Origin of the sequence: Phenylobacterium sp. J367 (assembly GCF_024699985.1) — a bacterium.
Taxonomy (GTDB): Bacteria; Pseudomonadota; Alphaproteobacteria; order Caulobacterales; family Caulobacteraceae; genus Phenylobacterium.
The window spans coordinates 1,532,608-1,546,719 of sequence record NZ_JAJONA010000001.1 but is presented as its reverse complement, the minus strand read 5'-3'; the positions used below and the strand labels follow the sequence as shown (position 1 = coordinate 1,546,719).

General features: G+C 69.7%; 12 protein-coding genes, 1 tRNA gene and 5 pseudogenes. 6 read left to right on the top strand and 12 right to left on the bottom strand.

The window, feature by feature from the left end:
• Window positions 1-2: 2 nt before the first annotated feature.
• From trpA to LRS04_RS08385, 3 genes and pseudogenes are all read right to left on the bottom strand, one after another.
• Window positions 3-845: a tryptophan synthase subunit alpha gene (gene trpA, locus LRS04_RS08395; protein WP_257815961.1), complete on the bottom strand. Its 843-nt coding sequence runs from the start codon at window positions 843-845 to the stop codon at window positions 3-5.
• Window positions 842-2,063 (bottom strand): annotated as a pseudogene (trpB, locus tag LRS04_RS08390) (tryptophan synthase subunit beta). The gene trpA and the pseudogene trpB overlap by 4 nt, the downstream one beginning before the upstream one ends.
• Window positions 2,064-2,072: 9 nt before the next feature.
• Complete coding sequence (locus LRS04_RS08385) at window positions 2,073-2,714, bottom strand: phosphoribosylanthranilate isomerase (protein ID WP_257815960.1); 642 nt, start codon at window positions 2,712-2,714, stop codon at window positions 2,073-2,075.
• Between the two features lie 99 nt (window positions 2,715-2,813).
• Between LRS04_RS08385 and LRS04_RS08380 the strand changes: the two genes are divergently transcribed.
• Complete coding sequence (locus tag LRS04_RS08380; RefSeq protein ID WP_257815959.1) at window positions 2,814-3,353, top strand: hypothetical protein; 540 nt, start codon at window positions 2,814-2,816, stop codon at window positions 3,351-3,353.
• Here the strand turns inward: LRS04_RS08380 and mscL are convergent.
• From mscL to aroA, 5 genes and pseudogenes are all read right to left on the bottom strand, one after another.
• Complete coding sequence (mscL, locus tag LRS04_RS08375) at window positions 3,350-3,796, bottom strand: large-conductance mechanosensitive channel protein MscL (protein ID WP_257819033.1); 447 nt, start codon at window positions 3,794-3,796, stop codon at window positions 3,350-3,352. The two genes, LRS04_RS08380 and mscL, sit on opposite strands and share 4 nt — an antisense overlap.
• 78 nt (window positions 3,797-3,874) lie before the next feature.
• Window positions 3,875-4,165, bottom strand: a complete 291-nt coding sequence (locus tag LRS04_RS08370) for an integration host factor subunit beta (RefSeq protein ID WP_257815958.1) — start codon at window positions 4,163-4,165, stop codon at window positions 3,875-3,877.
• Between the two features lie 193 nt (window positions 4,166-4,358).
• Window positions 4,359-6,068: a 30S ribosomal protein S1 gene (gene rpsA / locus LRS04_RS08365; RefSeq protein ID WP_257815957.1), complete on the bottom strand. Its 1,710-nt coding sequence runs from the start codon at window positions 6,066-6,068 to the stop codon at window positions 4,359-4,361.
• Between the two features lie 161 nt (window positions 6,069-6,229).
• A pseudogene (gene cmk / locus LRS04_RS08360) lies at window positions 6,230-6,884 on the bottom strand ((d)CMP kinase).
• Window positions 6,881-8,223: pseudogene (gene aroA / locus LRS04_RS08355) on the bottom strand (3-phosphoshikimate 1-carboxyvinyltransferase). Before aroA ends, cmk begins: the two co-directional pseudogenes overlap by 4 nt.
• On the opposite strand from aroA, the gene LRS04_RS08350 reads away from it, so the two are divergent.
• The 5 genes and pseudogenes from LRS04_RS08350 (at window position 8,129) to LRS04_RS08330 (ending at window position 10,551) form a co-directional block, all read left to right on the top strand.
• On the top strand, window positions 8,129-8,824 hold the full coding sequence (locus LRS04_RS08350) for a TIGR02300 family protein (RefSeq protein WP_308238097.1): 696 nt from the start codon (window positions 8,129-8,131) through the stop codon (window positions 8,822-8,824). The pseudogene aroA and the gene LRS04_RS08350 overlap by 95 nt on opposite strands.
• Before the next feature lie 117 nt (window positions 8,825-8,941).
• Window positions 8,942-9,017, top strand: a tRNA-Ala gene (locus LRS04_RS08345).
• Between the two features lie 87 nt (window positions 9,018-9,104).
• Window positions 9,105-9,671, top strand: a complete 567-nt coding sequence (locus LRS04_RS08340; protein ID WP_257815956.1) for a hypothetical protein — start codon at window positions 9,105-9,107, stop codon at window positions 9,669-9,671.
• A 102-nt stretch (window positions 9,672-9,773) separates the two neighbouring features.
• Window positions 9,774-10,192: pseudogene (locus LRS04_RS08335) on the top strand (Hsp20 family protein).
• Between the two features lie 104 nt (window positions 10,193-10,296).
• Window positions 10,297-10,551 carry a DUF1150 domain-containing protein gene (locus LRS04_RS08330; protein ID WP_257815955.1) on the top strand — a complete coding sequence of 85 codons (255 nt, stop codon included), beginning with the start codon at window positions 10,297-10,299 and terminating at the stop codon, window positions 10,549-10,551.
• Between the two features lie 97 nt (window positions 10,552-10,648).
• On the opposite strand, the gene ptsN is transcribed toward LRS04_RS08330, so the two are convergent.
• The 4 genes and pseudogenes from ptsN to rpoN form a co-directional block, all read right to left on the bottom strand.
• Window positions 10,649-11,128 (bottom strand): PTS IIA-like nitrogen regulatory protein PtsN, encoded by a 480-nt coding sequence (gene ptsN, locus LRS04_RS08325; RefSeq protein ID WP_257815954.1) that lies wholly within the window; start codon window positions 11,126-11,128, stop codon window positions 10,649-10,651.
• A 69-nt stretch (window positions 11,129-11,197) separates the two neighbouring features.
• Complete coding sequence (gene hpf / locus LRS04_RS08320; RefSeq protein WP_257815953.1) at window positions 11,198-11,827, bottom strand: ribosome hibernation-promoting factor, HPF/YfiA family; 630 nt, start codon at window positions 11,825-11,827, stop codon at window positions 11,198-11,200.
• A 215-nt stretch (window positions 11,828-12,042) separates the two neighbouring features.
• Window positions 12,043-12,480 (bottom strand): annotated as a pseudogene (locus tag LRS04_RS08315) (exopolysaccharide biosynthesis protein); the annotation flags it as partial.
• A 78-nt stretch (window positions 12,481-12,558) separates the two neighbouring features.
• On the bottom strand, window positions 12,559-14,076 hold the full coding sequence (rpoN, locus tag LRS04_RS08310) for an RNA polymerase factor sigma-54 (RefSeq protein ID WP_257815951.1): 1,518 nt from the start codon (window positions 14,074-14,076) through the stop codon (window positions 12,559-12,561).
• Window positions 14,077-14,112: the final 36 nt, after the last annotated feature.

Sequence of the window (14,112 nt, the reverse complement as noted above, 5' to 3'; positions counted from 1 at the left end):
GTCTAGACCGTCGTCTTCGTCGGTTGGCCGGTACGCGCGAAGCGCACACCCTTAGCCAAGGATTCGGCTTTGGAAAGAACGGCGGAGGTCACGAGTTCGTTTCTCTCCACCGCTTTGGCCACTTCGTCCACAAGCGCGGAACCCACGACGACCGCATCGGCGACGCGTGCTACCGCGGCCGCCCTTTCCGGAGTCTTGATGCCGAACCCGACCGCCACCGGCAGGCCCGAGGCCTTGCGGACCCGTTCCACGTGCGGGGCGACCTCATCGGCGTCGGCCTCCTTCACGCCGGTCACCCCGGCGACCGACACGTAATAGACGAAGCCCGAGGTGCCCTGGACGATGACGGACAGCCGCGCATCGTCGCTGGTGGGGGTGGCCAGCCGGATCAGCGACAGGCCGGCGGCGTCCAGCGCGGCGGCCAGCGGCCTCGCCTCCTCGGGCGGGCAGTCGACGACGATCACCCCGTCGATCCCGGCTGCGGCGGCGTCCCGGGCGAAGGTCCCGTAGCCCCGGCTGAGCAGCGGGTTCAGGTAGCCCATCATGATGATGGGGGTGTCCTGGTCGGTCTCGCGGAAGTCCCGGGCGAGGTCGAGCGTGCCCCGGAGGGTCATCCCGGCAGCCAGGGCCCGCTGGGCGGCGCGCTGGATCGGCGGGCCCTCGGCCATGGGGTCGGAGAACGGGAAGCCCAGCTCGATCAGGTCGGCGCCGGCGGCCGGCAAACCCTTGAGGATCTCCAGCGCGGTGTCGCGGTCCGGATCGCCGGCCATCACATAGGCCACGAATCCGGCGCGGCCTTCCTGCTTCAGCTTCGCGAAGCGGGCGTCGATACGGGCGGTCGTCAAATCGTGCGTCCCAGGTGGGCGGCGACGGTCGCCACGTCCTTGTCGCCGCGGCCGGAGAGGTTCAGGACCACCACGCCGCCCGGGCCCACCTCCCTCGCGACATCGCCGATGCGGGCGAGCGCGTGCGCGCTCTCGATGGCCGGCAGGATGCCCTCCAGCTTCGAGAGCAGCATGAAGGCCTCGAGGGATTCCGCGTCGGTGGCGGTGAGGTAGGTCGCCCGGCCGACGTCGTGCAGCCAGGAGTGCTCCGGGCCGATGCCGGGATAGTCGAGGCCGGCGGAGATCGAGTGGGCCTCGGTGATCTGGCCCTCGTGGTCCTGCAGCAGATAGGTCTTGTTGCCGTGGAGCACGCCCGGCCGGCCGCCGTTGATCGCCGCGGCGTGGCGCTCGGTGCCCATGCCCTCGCCGGCCGCCTCGACGCCGATCAGCCTGACGCCCTCGTCGTTGAGGAACGGGTGGAACATGCCGATGGCGTTCGACCCGCCGCCGACGCAGGCGACGACCGCGTCCGGCAGGCGGCCCTCGGCCTCCAGCACCTGATCCTTCGTCTCCTGGCCGATCACCGCCTGGAAGTCGCGGACCATCACCGGATAGGGGTGCATCCCCGCCGCGGTGCCGATCAGGTAGTAGGTGTCGTGGACGTTGGTGACCCAGTCCCGGAGCGCCTCGTTCATGGCGTCCTTTAGGGTGGCGGAGCCCGACGTCACCGGCCGGACCTCGGCGCCCAGCAGGTTCATCCGGAAGACGTTGGGCTTCTGCCGTTCCACGTCGACGGCGCCCATGTAGACCACGCAGGGCAGGCCGAAGCGGGCGCAGACGGTGGCCGTCGCCACCCCGTGCTGGCCGGCGCCGGTCTCGGCGATGATCCGGGTCTTGCCCATCCGCATGGCCAGCAGTATCTGGCCCATGCAGTTGTTGATCTTGTGGGAGCCGGTGTGGTTCAGCTCCTCGCGCTTCAGATAGATCTTCGCGCCGCCGAAATGCTCGGTCAGCCGCTCGGCGAAATAGAGCGGCGAGGGGCGGCCCACGTAGTGGGTGAGGAAGCTCCGGAGTTCGCCCTGGAAGGCCGGATCGGCCTTGGCCGCCGCGTAGGCCGCGTCCAGCTGGTGGACCAGCGGCATGAGCGTCTCGGGCACGTAGCGGCCGCCGTAGTCGCCGAAGCGGCCCTCGGCGTCGGGGGTAGGCCATGTAGTCGTTGGGACGGACGGAGGCGTTCACGGGGCCGAATCAGGCTCGTCTGGCGGCGTCAAGGAACGCCTTGATCAAGGCCGGGTCCTTTAGGCCGGGACCGCGCTCCACGCCAGAGGAAACGTCCACGATGGGCGCGCCGGACTTCTCCACCGCCGCGGCGAGGTTCCAGGGATCGAGCCCGCCGGCCAGCATCCAGGGCCGCTGGAACCGGCGCCCGGCGAGCAGCGTCCAGTCGAAGCTGTGGCCCAGGCCGCCCGGCCGGTCGGCGTCCTTCGGCGGCTTGGTGTCGAACATCAGGTGCTCGACGAGGCCGTCGTAGTCCGCGGCCGGCGCCAGGTCGGAGGCCTCGGCCACGGGCAGCACCTTGACGATGCCCAGGCCGGTGCGCGCGGCGATCTCGCGGACCCGCGACGGGCGTTCCGCGCCGTGGAGCTGGATCAGGTCGGGCTGCAGCCCCCGGGCCACCTCGTCCACCTGGGCGTCGGTGGGATCGACCAGCAGGGCGGTCACCTTCGCCCGGTTGCGGACCGGTTCGGCGAGCCGCCGGGCCGCGTCGGGGGCGATGTTGCGCGGGCTCTTCGGGAAGAACACGAAACCCAGGAAGGCCGCCCCTCCCTCCAGGGCGGCGGCGGCCGCCTCCGGCGTGGTGATCCCGCAGATCTTCGCGCTGACGCTCATGGGGCGGGATTAGGGGATCGCGGCGCGTCTGGGCAAGGCCGGCTGGACCTCGCGGACAATCCCGAGCAAGCTTCCGACCGGGACGGGGACGCTCAGAGCATGACCGAACGGCTGGACGGCGAGGCCCTGTGGCGGGCCTGGCGGCGGATCATCAAGACCATGACCGTGCCGGGCCTGGTGTTCGAGATGTTCTTCTCCCGCGCCGCCTGGAGCCAGTGGGGCGCGGACTATGTGAGCGGCCTGCGCCGCAACGCCTCCAGCCGGAAGGTCTTCGCCGAGCTCGCCGCTCTCACGCCGGCCGACGCGCGCCGGCTTTTGGCCATCGCGGCGATCAACCACCGCCGGCTCGAGGCGGTCTCGCGCTGGGTGGCGATCGCCCTCGTGACGGTTCCGGCCTCGCTGGCGCTGACGATCGCCCAGCTCCGGCCGGAGTGGTTGAAGGGGCTGTCGCTGGAGCCCCGCCAGTGGATCTTCGTCGGTTCGACCGCTTTGGTGGTGCTCTACTATCTGCTCGCCGCCTGGCGGGCTCGGCAGATCGTCACCGTGATCGAGCTGGGGTTCGTCGATCGGGGCATCCCGCTGAACGGCGGCGAAATCGGCGACGACGGCGAGCCCCTGACTCCGCCGATCGGGGCCTAGGGTCTCGGCGGCGGCTCCGCCCCATCCGTCCGCGCAGCCTGGGCCTTCAGCAGGTCGCGGATCTCCATCAGCAGGGCTTCCTGCGGGGCCGGCGCGGGCGTCGTCTTCGGCCCTTCCTCGGCGTCCTTGCGGCGGATGACGTTGATCATCTTCACCAGCAGGAACACCACCCAGGCGACGATCATGAACTTGATGCCGGCGTTGATCAGCGCGCCGTACTTCACCGACACGAACTCGTCGACCTTGGTGGCCGGGTTGTCGGCCTTCAGCACCCATTCCATGTGCGAGAAATCGAGGCCCGACATCAGCAGGCCGATCGGCGGCATCACCACCTGGTCGACCAGGGTCTTCACGATGTCGTTGAAGGCAGCCCCGATGATCACCCCGACCGCGAGGTCGATCACATTGCCGCGGGCGATAAACTCGCGGAATTCGCCAAGGATGGGGGCGCGCTTTTCGATCTTGTTCTCGAGCTTCCTCAGCCCGTCCTGGACGTTCGTCAGGGTTTGACGCCTCTACGCTTACTCGTCGCCGGAGAGATTGAGCCGCTCGCGCAGCTCCTTCCCGCTCTTGAAGAAGGGCACATGCTTGGCCCGCACGTCCACGGGCTCGCCGGTCCGCGGGTTGCGGCCGGCCCGGGCGTCGCGCGAGCGGACCGACAGCGCCCCGAAGCCGCGAAGCTCCACGCGGCCGCCCTCCTCCAGCGCCAGGATCATCCGTTCGAGGATCACGCCCACCACGCGTTCGATGTCGCGCTGCGTCAGGTGCGGGTTCTCTTCGGCGAGTTTCGCGATGAGCTCGGACTTGATCATGCGGCCCTTCGGGGGAGGTGAGCGGCGCGACCATGAAAGGTTCCGCCAATCGATTCAAGGCGGAAAGAGGGTTTAGGGCCCTCTATGGCGAAGCTTGGGCGGAGCCGGGGCGGGCCGTACACGTCCAATCAAATGAAAACGGCGGCCGGGTCGCCCCGGCCGCCGCATTCCGTTCAGCCGATGAAGGCTGAAACTACTCCTTCTGGGCCTTCTCGCGGAGAGCCGCGCCCAGGATGTCGCCGAGCGAGGCGCCGGAGTCCGACGAGCCGAACTGCTCGATGGCTTCCTTTTCCTCGGCCATTTCCAGCGACTTGATCGACAGCGAGACGCGGCGCGCGGCCTTGTCCACGTTGGTGATCTGGGCGTCGACGCGGTCACCCACGGCGAAACGCTCCGGACGCTGGTCGGCGCGGTCGCGCGACAGGTCGGACTTGCGGATGAAGGCGGTCATCGGCGCTTCGTCTTCGCCGAACCGGACCTCGATGCCGCCCGAGGTGACCTCGGTGACCTGGACGGTGACGGTCTGGCCCTTGCGGAAGCTGTCGCCCTGCATCGGGTCGCCGGCGAGCTGCTTGATGCCGAGCGAGATGCGCTCCTTCTCCACGTCGACGTCGAGCACCTTGGCCTTCACCACGTCGCCCTTGTTGTAGCGGGCGATGGCTTCCTCGCCGGGCGCGGCCCAGTCGAGGTCGGAGAGGTGCACCATGCCGTCGATGTCGCTGTCGAGGCCGATGAAGAGGCCGAACTCGGTGGCGTTCTTCACTTCGCCTTCGACGGTCGAGCCGACCGGGTGGGCCTCCAGGAAGGCCTCCCACGGGTTGGCCATGGCCTGCTTCAGGCCGAGCGACACGCGGCGCTTGGACGGATCGACGTCCAGGACGACCACGTCCACCTCTTGCGAGGTCGACACGATCTTGCCCGGGTGGACGTTCTTCTTGGTCCAGGACATTTCCGAGACGTGCACCAGGCCCTCGACGCCCGGCTCCAGCTCCACGAAGGCGCCGTAGTCGGTGATGTTGGTGATGCGGCCGGTGAACTTCGCGCCCACCGGGTACTTGGCTTCCACGCCGTCCCACGGGTCGGACTGGAGCTGCTTCATGCCAAGCGAGATGCGCTGGGTCTCGGGGTTGATCTTGACGATCTGCACCTTGACCGTGTCGCCCACCGCCAGGACCTGGCTCGGGTGGTTGACGCGCTTCCAGCTCATGTCGGTGACGTGCAGCAGGCCGTCGATGCCGCCGAGGTCCACGAACGCACCGTAGTCGGTGATGTTCTTGACCACGCCTTCACGGACTTCGCCCTCTTGCAGCTGGCTGACCAACTCGGTGCGCTGCTCGGCGCGGGCTTCTTCCAGGATGGCGCGGCGCGAGACGACGATGTTGCCGCGCGGACGGTCCATCTTGAGGATGGCGAACGGCTGCTCGCGGCCCATGAGCGGGCCGACGTCGCGCACCGGACGGATGTCGACCTGCGAACCCGGCAGGAAGGCCGAGGCGCCGCCGAGGTCGACGGTGAAGCCGCCCTTCACGCGGCCGACGATCGCGCCCATGACGGGCTCGTTCTTCTCGTAGACGGCTTCCAGGCGCGTCCAGGCTTCCTCGCGGCGGGCCTTGTCGCGGCTGATGACCGCTTCGCCCATGGCGTTCTCGACGCGCTCCAGGAACACCTCGACGGTGTCGCCGGCCTTCAGGGCGGGCTTGTCTTCGCCCGGCTGGGAGAATTCCTTCAGGGGCACGCGGCCTTCGGTCTTCAGACCGACGTCGATGATCGCGAAGTCCTTCTCGATCGCCACGACCTTGCCGTGGACAACCTGGCCTTCCATGAAGTCACGCCCGCCGAGGGACTCGTCGAGCAGCGCGGAGAAATCGTCCCGCGTCGGGTTCAGGCTCATATCGTCAGCCATGTGTACTTTCGTCTTCAAATGACCTGTGGGCCCGCGCACCGGATGGTGTCGGACGGAATCCCGCCGGGTCGGGTTAAGGGTTGGACCGAAGGCGCGGGCATACCCGTGCAGTGAGATTTGCCCGCAGCGACCGAGGGAAAGGCACGGTTGGATTTGCTCGGCTAGGAAGCAGCTTCCCAGCGGGCGCGCGCCGCCTCGACGATGCGGCGGGCCGCATCGGCGGCCTGCGATATACTCATTTCGGAGGTGTCCAGCAAGACGGCGTCCGGCGCGGGGCGCATGGGACTGTCGGCGCGGCTGCCGTCCCGCGCGTCGCGGCGCACGATGTCCTCGAGGATCTCGTCGTAGGTCACGGCCTCGCCCTGGGCGGTGAGCTGCTTCCAGCGGCGGTCGGCGCGGACCTCCGGCGTGGCGGTGACGTAGAGCTTCGCCGGGGCCTCGGGACAGATCACCGTGCCCTGGTCGCGGCCGTCCATCACGCCCCCGCCCGGCTGGCGGGCGAAGGCGAGCTGCAGGTCACGGAGCGCGAGGCGGACCGCCGGATGGACCGCCACCCGGCTCGCGGCCTCCCCTGGCGCCCCGCGTGCGGAACTCCGGGTCGCCGAGCTGGTCGACGGTGAGCCCCCGGGCGATCCGCGCGGCGGCTTCCGCATCGTCCAGGTCCAGGCCGGCCCGGGCGGCGAGCACGCCGACCGCCCGGTAGAGCAGGCCGGAATCCAGCATCGGCAGGCCGTAGAGGGCGGCCAGGCCGCTGGCCACCGTGCCCTTGCCCGAGGCCGCGGGCCCGTCGACCGTGATGACGAACGAGGACTTCACGCCGCTTCCGGGCGCTCGTCGGCGATCTCGGCGCCCAGGCCCTGCATCAGGGCGACGAACCCCGGGAAGCTGGTGGCGATCATGCCGGGCTCGTCCACCGCCACCGCCTGCTCGGACGCCAGGCCCATGACCAGGTGGGACATGGCGATCCGGTGGTCGCCATGGGTGACGACCCGCGCGCCGCCCTGGACCGGGTGGTTGCCGCGCCTGGACCCGATGACCGTGAGCGTCTCCGGCTCCTCCTCGACGCCCACGCCGCAAGCGGAGAGCCCGGCGGCCATGAGCGCGATCCGGTCGCTCTCCTTGACGCGCATCTCGCCGATCCCGCGCATCACCGTGCGGCCCTCGGCGAAGGCGGCGGCCACCGCCAGGATCGGGTATTCGTCGATCATCGACGGCGCCCGCTCGGGCGGAACCTCGACGCCGGAGAGTTCGGAGTATCGGGCGGTGACGTCGGCGACGGTCTCGCCCCCCTCGTCGCGGACATTGGTCACGGCGAGGTCGGCGCCATCTCGCCCAGGGTCTCCAGGAGACCTATGCGCAGCGGGTTCAGCAGCATGCCCTGCACCGTCACCTCGGACCCCCGGGTGATCAGGGCGGCGACCAGCGGGAAGGCCGCCGAGGACGGGTCCCCCGGCACGCGGATCGAGGTCCCGCGCAGCTTCTGGCCCGGCGGCAGGACGATCCGGCGTCCGCCATCCTCCTCCGTCACCAGCACCTCGGCCCCGAAGCCGCGCAGCATGCGCTCGGTGTGGTCGCGGGTGGCCTCCGGCTCGAAGACCTCGGCCCCGCCCGCGGCGTTCAGGCCGGCGAGCAGGACCGCCGACTTCACCTGGGCCGACGGCTCGGGCAGGCGGTAGGCGATGGTCCTGAGGTTGCCGCCCTTCAGTGTCAGCGGCAGGCGGCCGCCCGAGCGGCAGAGCCAGGTCGCGCCCATCTCGCCCAGCGGCTTCAGCACCCGGTTCATCGGCCGGCCGCGGAGCGACTGGTCGCCCGTGAAGGTGACCGAGAGGTCGAACCCGGCCGCGGCGCCCATGATCAGGCGCACGCCGGTGCCGGCGTTGCCGCAATCGATGACGTCGACCGGCTCGGCGAATCCGCCCTTGCCCTCGACGCGCCACCTGCCCTCTCCGAGGCGTTCCACGCCCGCCCCGAAGGCGGCCATGGCCGCCGCCGTCCGCTTGACGTCGTCGCCCTCCAGCAGGCCCTCGATCTCGGTCACGCCGCTCGCCAGCGCGCCCAGGATGAGCGCGCGGTGCGAGATCGACTTGTCACCCGGGGCCCGCACCGTCCCCTTGAGCGGGCCGCCCCGCCGGGCGCTCAAACCCTGCGCCGCCATGCCTGAAATCCGCGCCTCCGCGTGCCTGCCATTTCCGAGAGGGGGGATTGCTTTGACAGCCGCTCCCCCGCGTGGCAAGGGAGCCCGCTTCTCAAAAACCCCTTGTCTGAAAGAGGGTCGCCTCCCTTGGCCAATCCTGAGCTGGGCACCAAGCAAATCTGCCCCCCACTGCCAAGCTAAATTCTACGACCTGAACAAGCGTCCGGCGCACTGTCCGAAGTGCGGCACGGACTTCGATCCTGACGAGGCCGTCCGCAATCGCCGCGTTCGCGCCCGCGCCATCGTGCCCGAGGCCGACACCGACGACGAACGCGAAAGCCAGGTCCGCGGCAAGGACACCGAGTCCGAGGACGAGGAAGAGGACGACGCGGTCACGCCGGAGCTGGACGAGGTGGTCGACGAGCCGCCGCTGCCCGGCGACGACGACGAGGATGGCGCCGACCCGGTGGCCACCCCGCCGGCCGACGACCTCGGCGAGTTCTCGGACGACGAGGAAGTCGAAGACGACGCCGACGTTCCCTTCCTGGAGGAGGACGACGAGGACTTCGACGATTCCGAGATCGAGGGCCTGCCCGACGAGGGCGACGTCGACGACCGGTAACCGACACGGTCGGAGCCTGCGGCGAAAAAGGTCGAAAGACCCGCTTGATCGCGGTGAAGGCTTTGACTAGGTTCCGCGCCTCGCCGGGGGCGTTGCCCTCCGGCGACCCGAGACCTCGGGGCTATAGCTCAGTTGGTAGAGCGCTTGAATGGCATTCAAGAGGTCAGGAGTTCGACTCTCCTTAGCTCCACCATGAAGGCCCGCCGGTAACGCCGGCGGGCCTTCGCCTTTCCGGGATCCTGTGGCAGTCAGGCGCTCCGATCCGCCTGGAGCCACGCCCTTGCGCCCGACCCTCGCCCTCGCCGCCGGCCTCGTCCTGCTGGCCGCCTGCGACTCGCCGAAGCCGCGTCCGGCCCCGCCGCCCCTGCCGGCCGCCGCCATCCCGCCGGAGGGCGCCGCCGCGGCCGCCCCCGTCACCGCCGAGATCCCGGTGGCGGTCGCGCTGTCGGAGGGCCTGGCGCGCCGCGCCGAGCCGGCGAGCTTCTACCTCGACCAGATCGGCAAGGCGGTGAACCCGATGAGCCAGACGCCGGCGGTGACGGACGCCGACGGCCCCCTGCTGATCTCGGGATTCGCCTTCGACGGCGCGGCGAAGGCGCCGGCCCAGGGGGTGGACGTGGTGATCGACGGGGTCGCACGGCCGGCTGCCTACGGCGTGGCGCGCCAGGACGTGGCCGACCACTTCAAGAACCCGAAGCTCGCCGCCGTGGGCTTCAACCTCAACCTGCCGGCCGGCGCCCCTGACGCCCGGCGAGCACAAGCTGTCGCTGCGCGTGGTCGCCGCCGATGGCGAGGGCTTCTTCGAGTCGCCCGAGGTCGCCTTCACGGTCCGCTGACCGCCGATTGAAAGAGACCGGGCAGGTTCCCACATAGGAACCTGTCCGGCCGAGCCGCGCCGCTAACGGGCGGCCCGACCGGAGAGTCGCTTCCTGAGAGGGCTCTTCTGAGAATGAACCGATCTATCCTGTTCGACAGCCCGTTCCTGCTGGGCTTCGAGCACACGCGAAACCTGATCGAGCGCGCCGCCAAGGCCGCCGCCGAGAGCTACCCCCCTACAATGTGGAGGACCGCGGCGACGGAGCCTTGCGGATCACCCTGGCGGTCGCGGGCTTCACCCCCGCCCAGCTCAGCGTGAGCGTGGAGGACCGACAGCTCACCGTCGCCGGCAAGCGCGACGGCGAAGGCCGGACCGAGGACGCCTTCCTGCACCGCGGCATCGCCGCCCGCGGCTTCGTGCGCAGCTTCGTGCTGGCGGACGGGATGGTGGTGGAGGGCGCGACCCTGGAGCATGGCCTGCTCCACATCGATCTGGCCCGGCCTGAGCCCGAGACGCGGATCCAGCAGATCCCGATCCGCTCGGGCGGCTGAAATTATCAAATGAGGCGTGAGTTCAATTTTCACGCCGTCTGCGCCCCTCGAAGGCTGAACCGGCTTCCCCCGGGCGCGTTGGACAGATTGGAGGTGGTCAAATGATGACACCGGCACTGACTTCTGAAGCGTTTGCCGCACTCGGCGCCCCGAACCTGGTCTACGTCCGGCCGGTGAAGGCCGCGGAGATCCTGGCGAGCGTCCCGAGCGCCAGCATCCAGGGCTTTGAACTGGATCCTGACCAGACGCTCTACGCGGTCCACCGCGCCGATGGCGAACGCCTCGCCGTCCTGACGGACCGGGAATCGGCCATGGCGGCCGCGCTGGCGCACGAACTCGCGCCCGTTTCGGTCCACTAGCGCCGCACGACGCCGTTCCTCCCCTGGACCAGGGGAGGCGAAGCCGGCGGACCGCCGGCTTTTTTCATGCCTTCAGCAAGGGGCCGGAGCCGGCCGTTCAGGCCGCGGTCGGCCGCACCGACGAGTGGCCGTTGTCCTGCACCAGCAGGGCGTGGATGGCGTCGGCCGTGCCGGCCTGGCGGAGCTGCTCGCGCAGGTTGGCCTGGCGCAGCAGGCGCGAGACCCGGGCGAGCGCCCGCAGGTGCTCCGCGCCGGCGTCCTTCGGGGCGAACAGGGCGAAGATCAGATCCACCGGCTTGTCGTCCACGGAGTCGAACGCCACCGGCTGCTCGAGGCGCACGAAGACGCCACGCATGCGGTCGAGACCTTCGAGCCGGGCGTGCGGCACGGCCACGCCGTAACCGACCCCGGTGGAGCCCGCCTGCTCGCGCTCGATGAGGGCCTCGAGGACCTCACCGGCGTCAAGCTTCAGGTTCCGCGCCGCAATGTCGGCGACGACCTTCAGCGCCTGGCGCTTGCTGGCCGCGCTCACGCGCAGGGAGATCGCACCGCGATCCAGGAATTCGCCGATCTGCATCTGTCTCGTTAAGCCCGCAACTCTTCCGGGCGATCCACTAGCGGACCGCCATGACGGACCTGCGAAGCGCTATTGCGCCGCGCCGGTTCCGTCCCCGCCCCCGTTTCCGTTCCTCGTCCGCTCGGGATCGATCCAGCCGATATTCCCGTCGGGCCGGCGATATACCACCGACAAACCGCCATGGGCAGCGTTGCGGAACACGATTGTTTGAGATTCGGTCAGGTCGAGATCCAGGACCGCCATCGAAACAGTCATTGTTCTTACTGGCTTTTCGGTCTCGGCGATGATGATCGGCTCGGGGAAGCCCGGTTGCGACTCTTCGCCCTCCCACTCCTCGTCCTCGTCGGTGGGGGCGATGATGAAGTAGGCGGCGGCCTCCTCGGCCTGTTTCGCCTGGGCCGCGATCGAGTGGTCCTTGAGCCGATTCTTGTAGCGGCGGATCCGCTTGTCCATCTTCGCGAGGGCCGCGTCGAAGGCCATGTGGGCGTCGCCGCCGACCCCGTGGGTGGTCAACTGCTGGCCGGACGCCAGCGTGACCGCGCAGTCGACCTTGAAGGCTTGGCCCTCTCGGGTGACCACGACGTCGGCGCCGCCGCCGCGGTCAAAATACTTCTCGACGCTGGTGGAGAGCTGGTCGGAGACTCGCGAGCGCAGAGCCTCGCCGACATCGACGTGTTTGCCGGTGACTTGGACTTGCATGAACCATCAACGCGCCTCTCGCGAGATGGTGTCAACCTCAGGAAAATAGTCCCAGCAATGAGTGGAATCCCCGGGTCAGCAGGCTTGCGGCGAGCACGAGGATGCTGACGCTGGCGGCGGTGAGCGCATAGCCGAAGAGCGCCAGCAGGCCGTCCCCGCTGGACGAGGGCGAGCGAGAGCACGCTCACCGCCGCCGCCGGCAGGATGTTGCCCAGCGGGATCGGCAGGATCAGCACCACCGCCAGCAGGAAGCAGACCACCCCGATCACCCGCTCGCCCACCCCGCCGAACAGGAAGGAGAGCCGGGGCCGGGACACCGCCTCCACGCGCCGAATCCACGGCAGGACCTTGGGCAGGCCCTTCTTCAGGTCCTCGGTGGCGATGGCGCCCTTGCGGATCTTGGCCGGTAGCCAGGGGTGCCGCGCGCCGATCACGAGCTGGGGCGCGAGCAGCAGCAGCGGGATGCCGAAGATGGTCGTGCCGCCGGGCGGCAGCGGCAGCGAACAGGCCAGGCCGAAGATCAGCAGCAGGCCGCCCAGCGCCCGGCCGCCGAAGCGGTCGACCAGTTGGGCGACAGATATCTCGGGCTCGTCGTGGTCGGCGAGGTCCCAGAGGATATCCGACAGTGACTTCTGACTCTCACGGTCCGGCATGCGCCCGCCCCATCTGGGGCTTCGGCGTCACCGCGCCAAGGCGTATTTCGGCAACACAGCCGGGGAATGTGACCCGGGTTACACCGCGTCCTTCAAAAGGCGCCGCCGCTCCACGGACGACGGGATGCGCATGGCCTCCCGGTACTTGGCCACCGTGCGGCGGGCGATGTCGACCCCGGCCTCCTTGAGGATCTCCACGATCCGGTCGTCGGAGTGGACGTCGCTCTCCCGGGCTTCGGCTTCGATGAGCTGGCGGATCTTGTGGCGCACGCTCTCGGCGGAGTGGGCCTCGCCGCCCTCGGTCGCCTGGATCGCCGAGGTGAAGAAGAACTTCATCTCGAACACCCCGCGGGGCGTGGCGATGTACTTGTTCGAGGTCACCCGGCTGACCGTCGATTCGTGCATGCCGATCGCGTCGGCGACGGTCTTCAGGTTCAGGGGCCGCAGGTGCTCGACGCCATAGGCGAGGAAGGCGTCCTGCTGCCGGACGATCTCGGACGAGACCTTGAGGATCGTGCGGGCCCGCTGGTCCAGGCTCTTCACCAGCCAGTTGGCCTGGGCCATGCAGTCGGCGACGAAGGTCTTCTCCTGGTCGGAGCGGGCCGCCGCCGAGACCCGCGCGTGGTAGCGCTGGTCGACCAGCAGCCTGGGCAGGGTGTCGGAGTTGAGCTCCACGTGCCACAGGCCGTTCAGGCTCTCCCTCACGAAGACGTCCGGGGCCACCGGCTGCACGGGCTCGGAGCCGAACGCGGCGCCGGGCCGGGGCGTCAGCGCCTTCAGCTCGGCGACCATGTCGCGCAGGTCCTCGTCGTCGACTCCGCAGACCTTCTTCAGCGCGGCCATGTCGCGGCGGGCGAGCAGGGCCAGGTTGTCGAGCAGGGCCTCCATGGCCGGGTCGAACCGGTTGCGCTCCTTGAGCTGCAGCATCAGGCACTCGCGCACGTCGCGGGCGGCGACGCCCGTCGGCTCGAAGCCCTGGATCACGGTCAGCACGCGATCGACCAGGGCTTCATCGCAGCCCAGGCGGTCGGCGATCTCCCACAGCTCGGCGCGCAGGTAGCCGCCCTCGTCGACGGCGTCGATCAGGACGCTGGCCACCGCCTGCTCGGCGGCGTCCAGGCCGGCCACGGCGAGCTGGTCGTAGAGGTGCTCGACGAGGGTCTTCTCGCGGGACAGGGCGCTCTCCAGGGCGTCGAGGTCGCCGTCGAAGCCGACCGAGCCGCCCTTGCCGGCCTTCGACCAGTCGACCGAGCCGCCGGCGTCGGCGGCCCCCATCTCGGGCGCATCGCCGGTGGCGTGCTCGCCCGGCGAGGCCTCGTCGTGGCTGGCGTCCATCTCGGCGCGGGCGCCGGCGTCGTCGATGCGGTCGGTGGAAACGTCGTGGGCGACGTCGGGGGCGGCCTCGGCGGGGCCTTCCGATTCGCGCTCGCGTTCGCCGTCCTCGCGCTGCAGCAGCGGATTGCGCTCCAGCTCGCCCTCGACGAAGGCCTCCAGCTCCATGTTGGACAGCTGCAGCAGCTTGATCGCCTGCTGCAGCTGGGGCGTGATGACCAGCCCCTGTCCCTGCCGGATCTCTAGACGCGCGCCGAGCGCCACTGGCTTAGCCCCTCTGGCCTGTTTCTTGCTCAGGAG

Coding starts and splice junctions, on each gene's coding strand:
- LRS04_RS08385 (WP_257815960.1), bottom strand. CDS start 2,714: ATGAGCGTCAGCGCGAAGATCTGCGGGATCACCACGCCGGAGGCGGCC.
- LRS04_RS08330 (WP_257815955.1), top strand. CDS start 10,297: ATGACACCGGCACTGACTTCTGAAGCGTTTGCCGCACTCGGCGCCCCG.
- LRS04_RS08370 (WP_257815958.1), bottom strand. CDS start 4,165: ATGATCAAGTCCGAGCTCATCGCGAAACTCGCCGAAGAGAACCCGCAC.
- hpf (WP_257815953.1), bottom strand. CDS start 11,827: ATGCAAGTCCAAGTCACCGGCAAACACGTCGATGTCGGCGAGGCTCTG.
- ptsN (WP_257815954.1), bottom strand. CDS start 11,128: ATGCAGATCGGCGAATTCCTGGATCGCGGTGCGATCTCCCTGCGCGTG.
- LRS04_RS08380 (WP_257815959.1), top strand. CDS start 2,814: ATGACCGAACGGCTGGACGGCGAGGCCCTGTGGCGGGCCTGGCGGCGG.
- rpsA (WP_257815957.1), bottom strand. CDS start 6,068: ATGGCTGACGATATGAGCCTGAACCCGACGCGGGACGATTTCTCCGCG.
- LRS04_RS08350 (WP_308238097.1), top strand. CDS start 8,129: ATGAGCGCGCGGTGCGAGATCGACTTGTCACCCGGGGCCCGCACCGTC.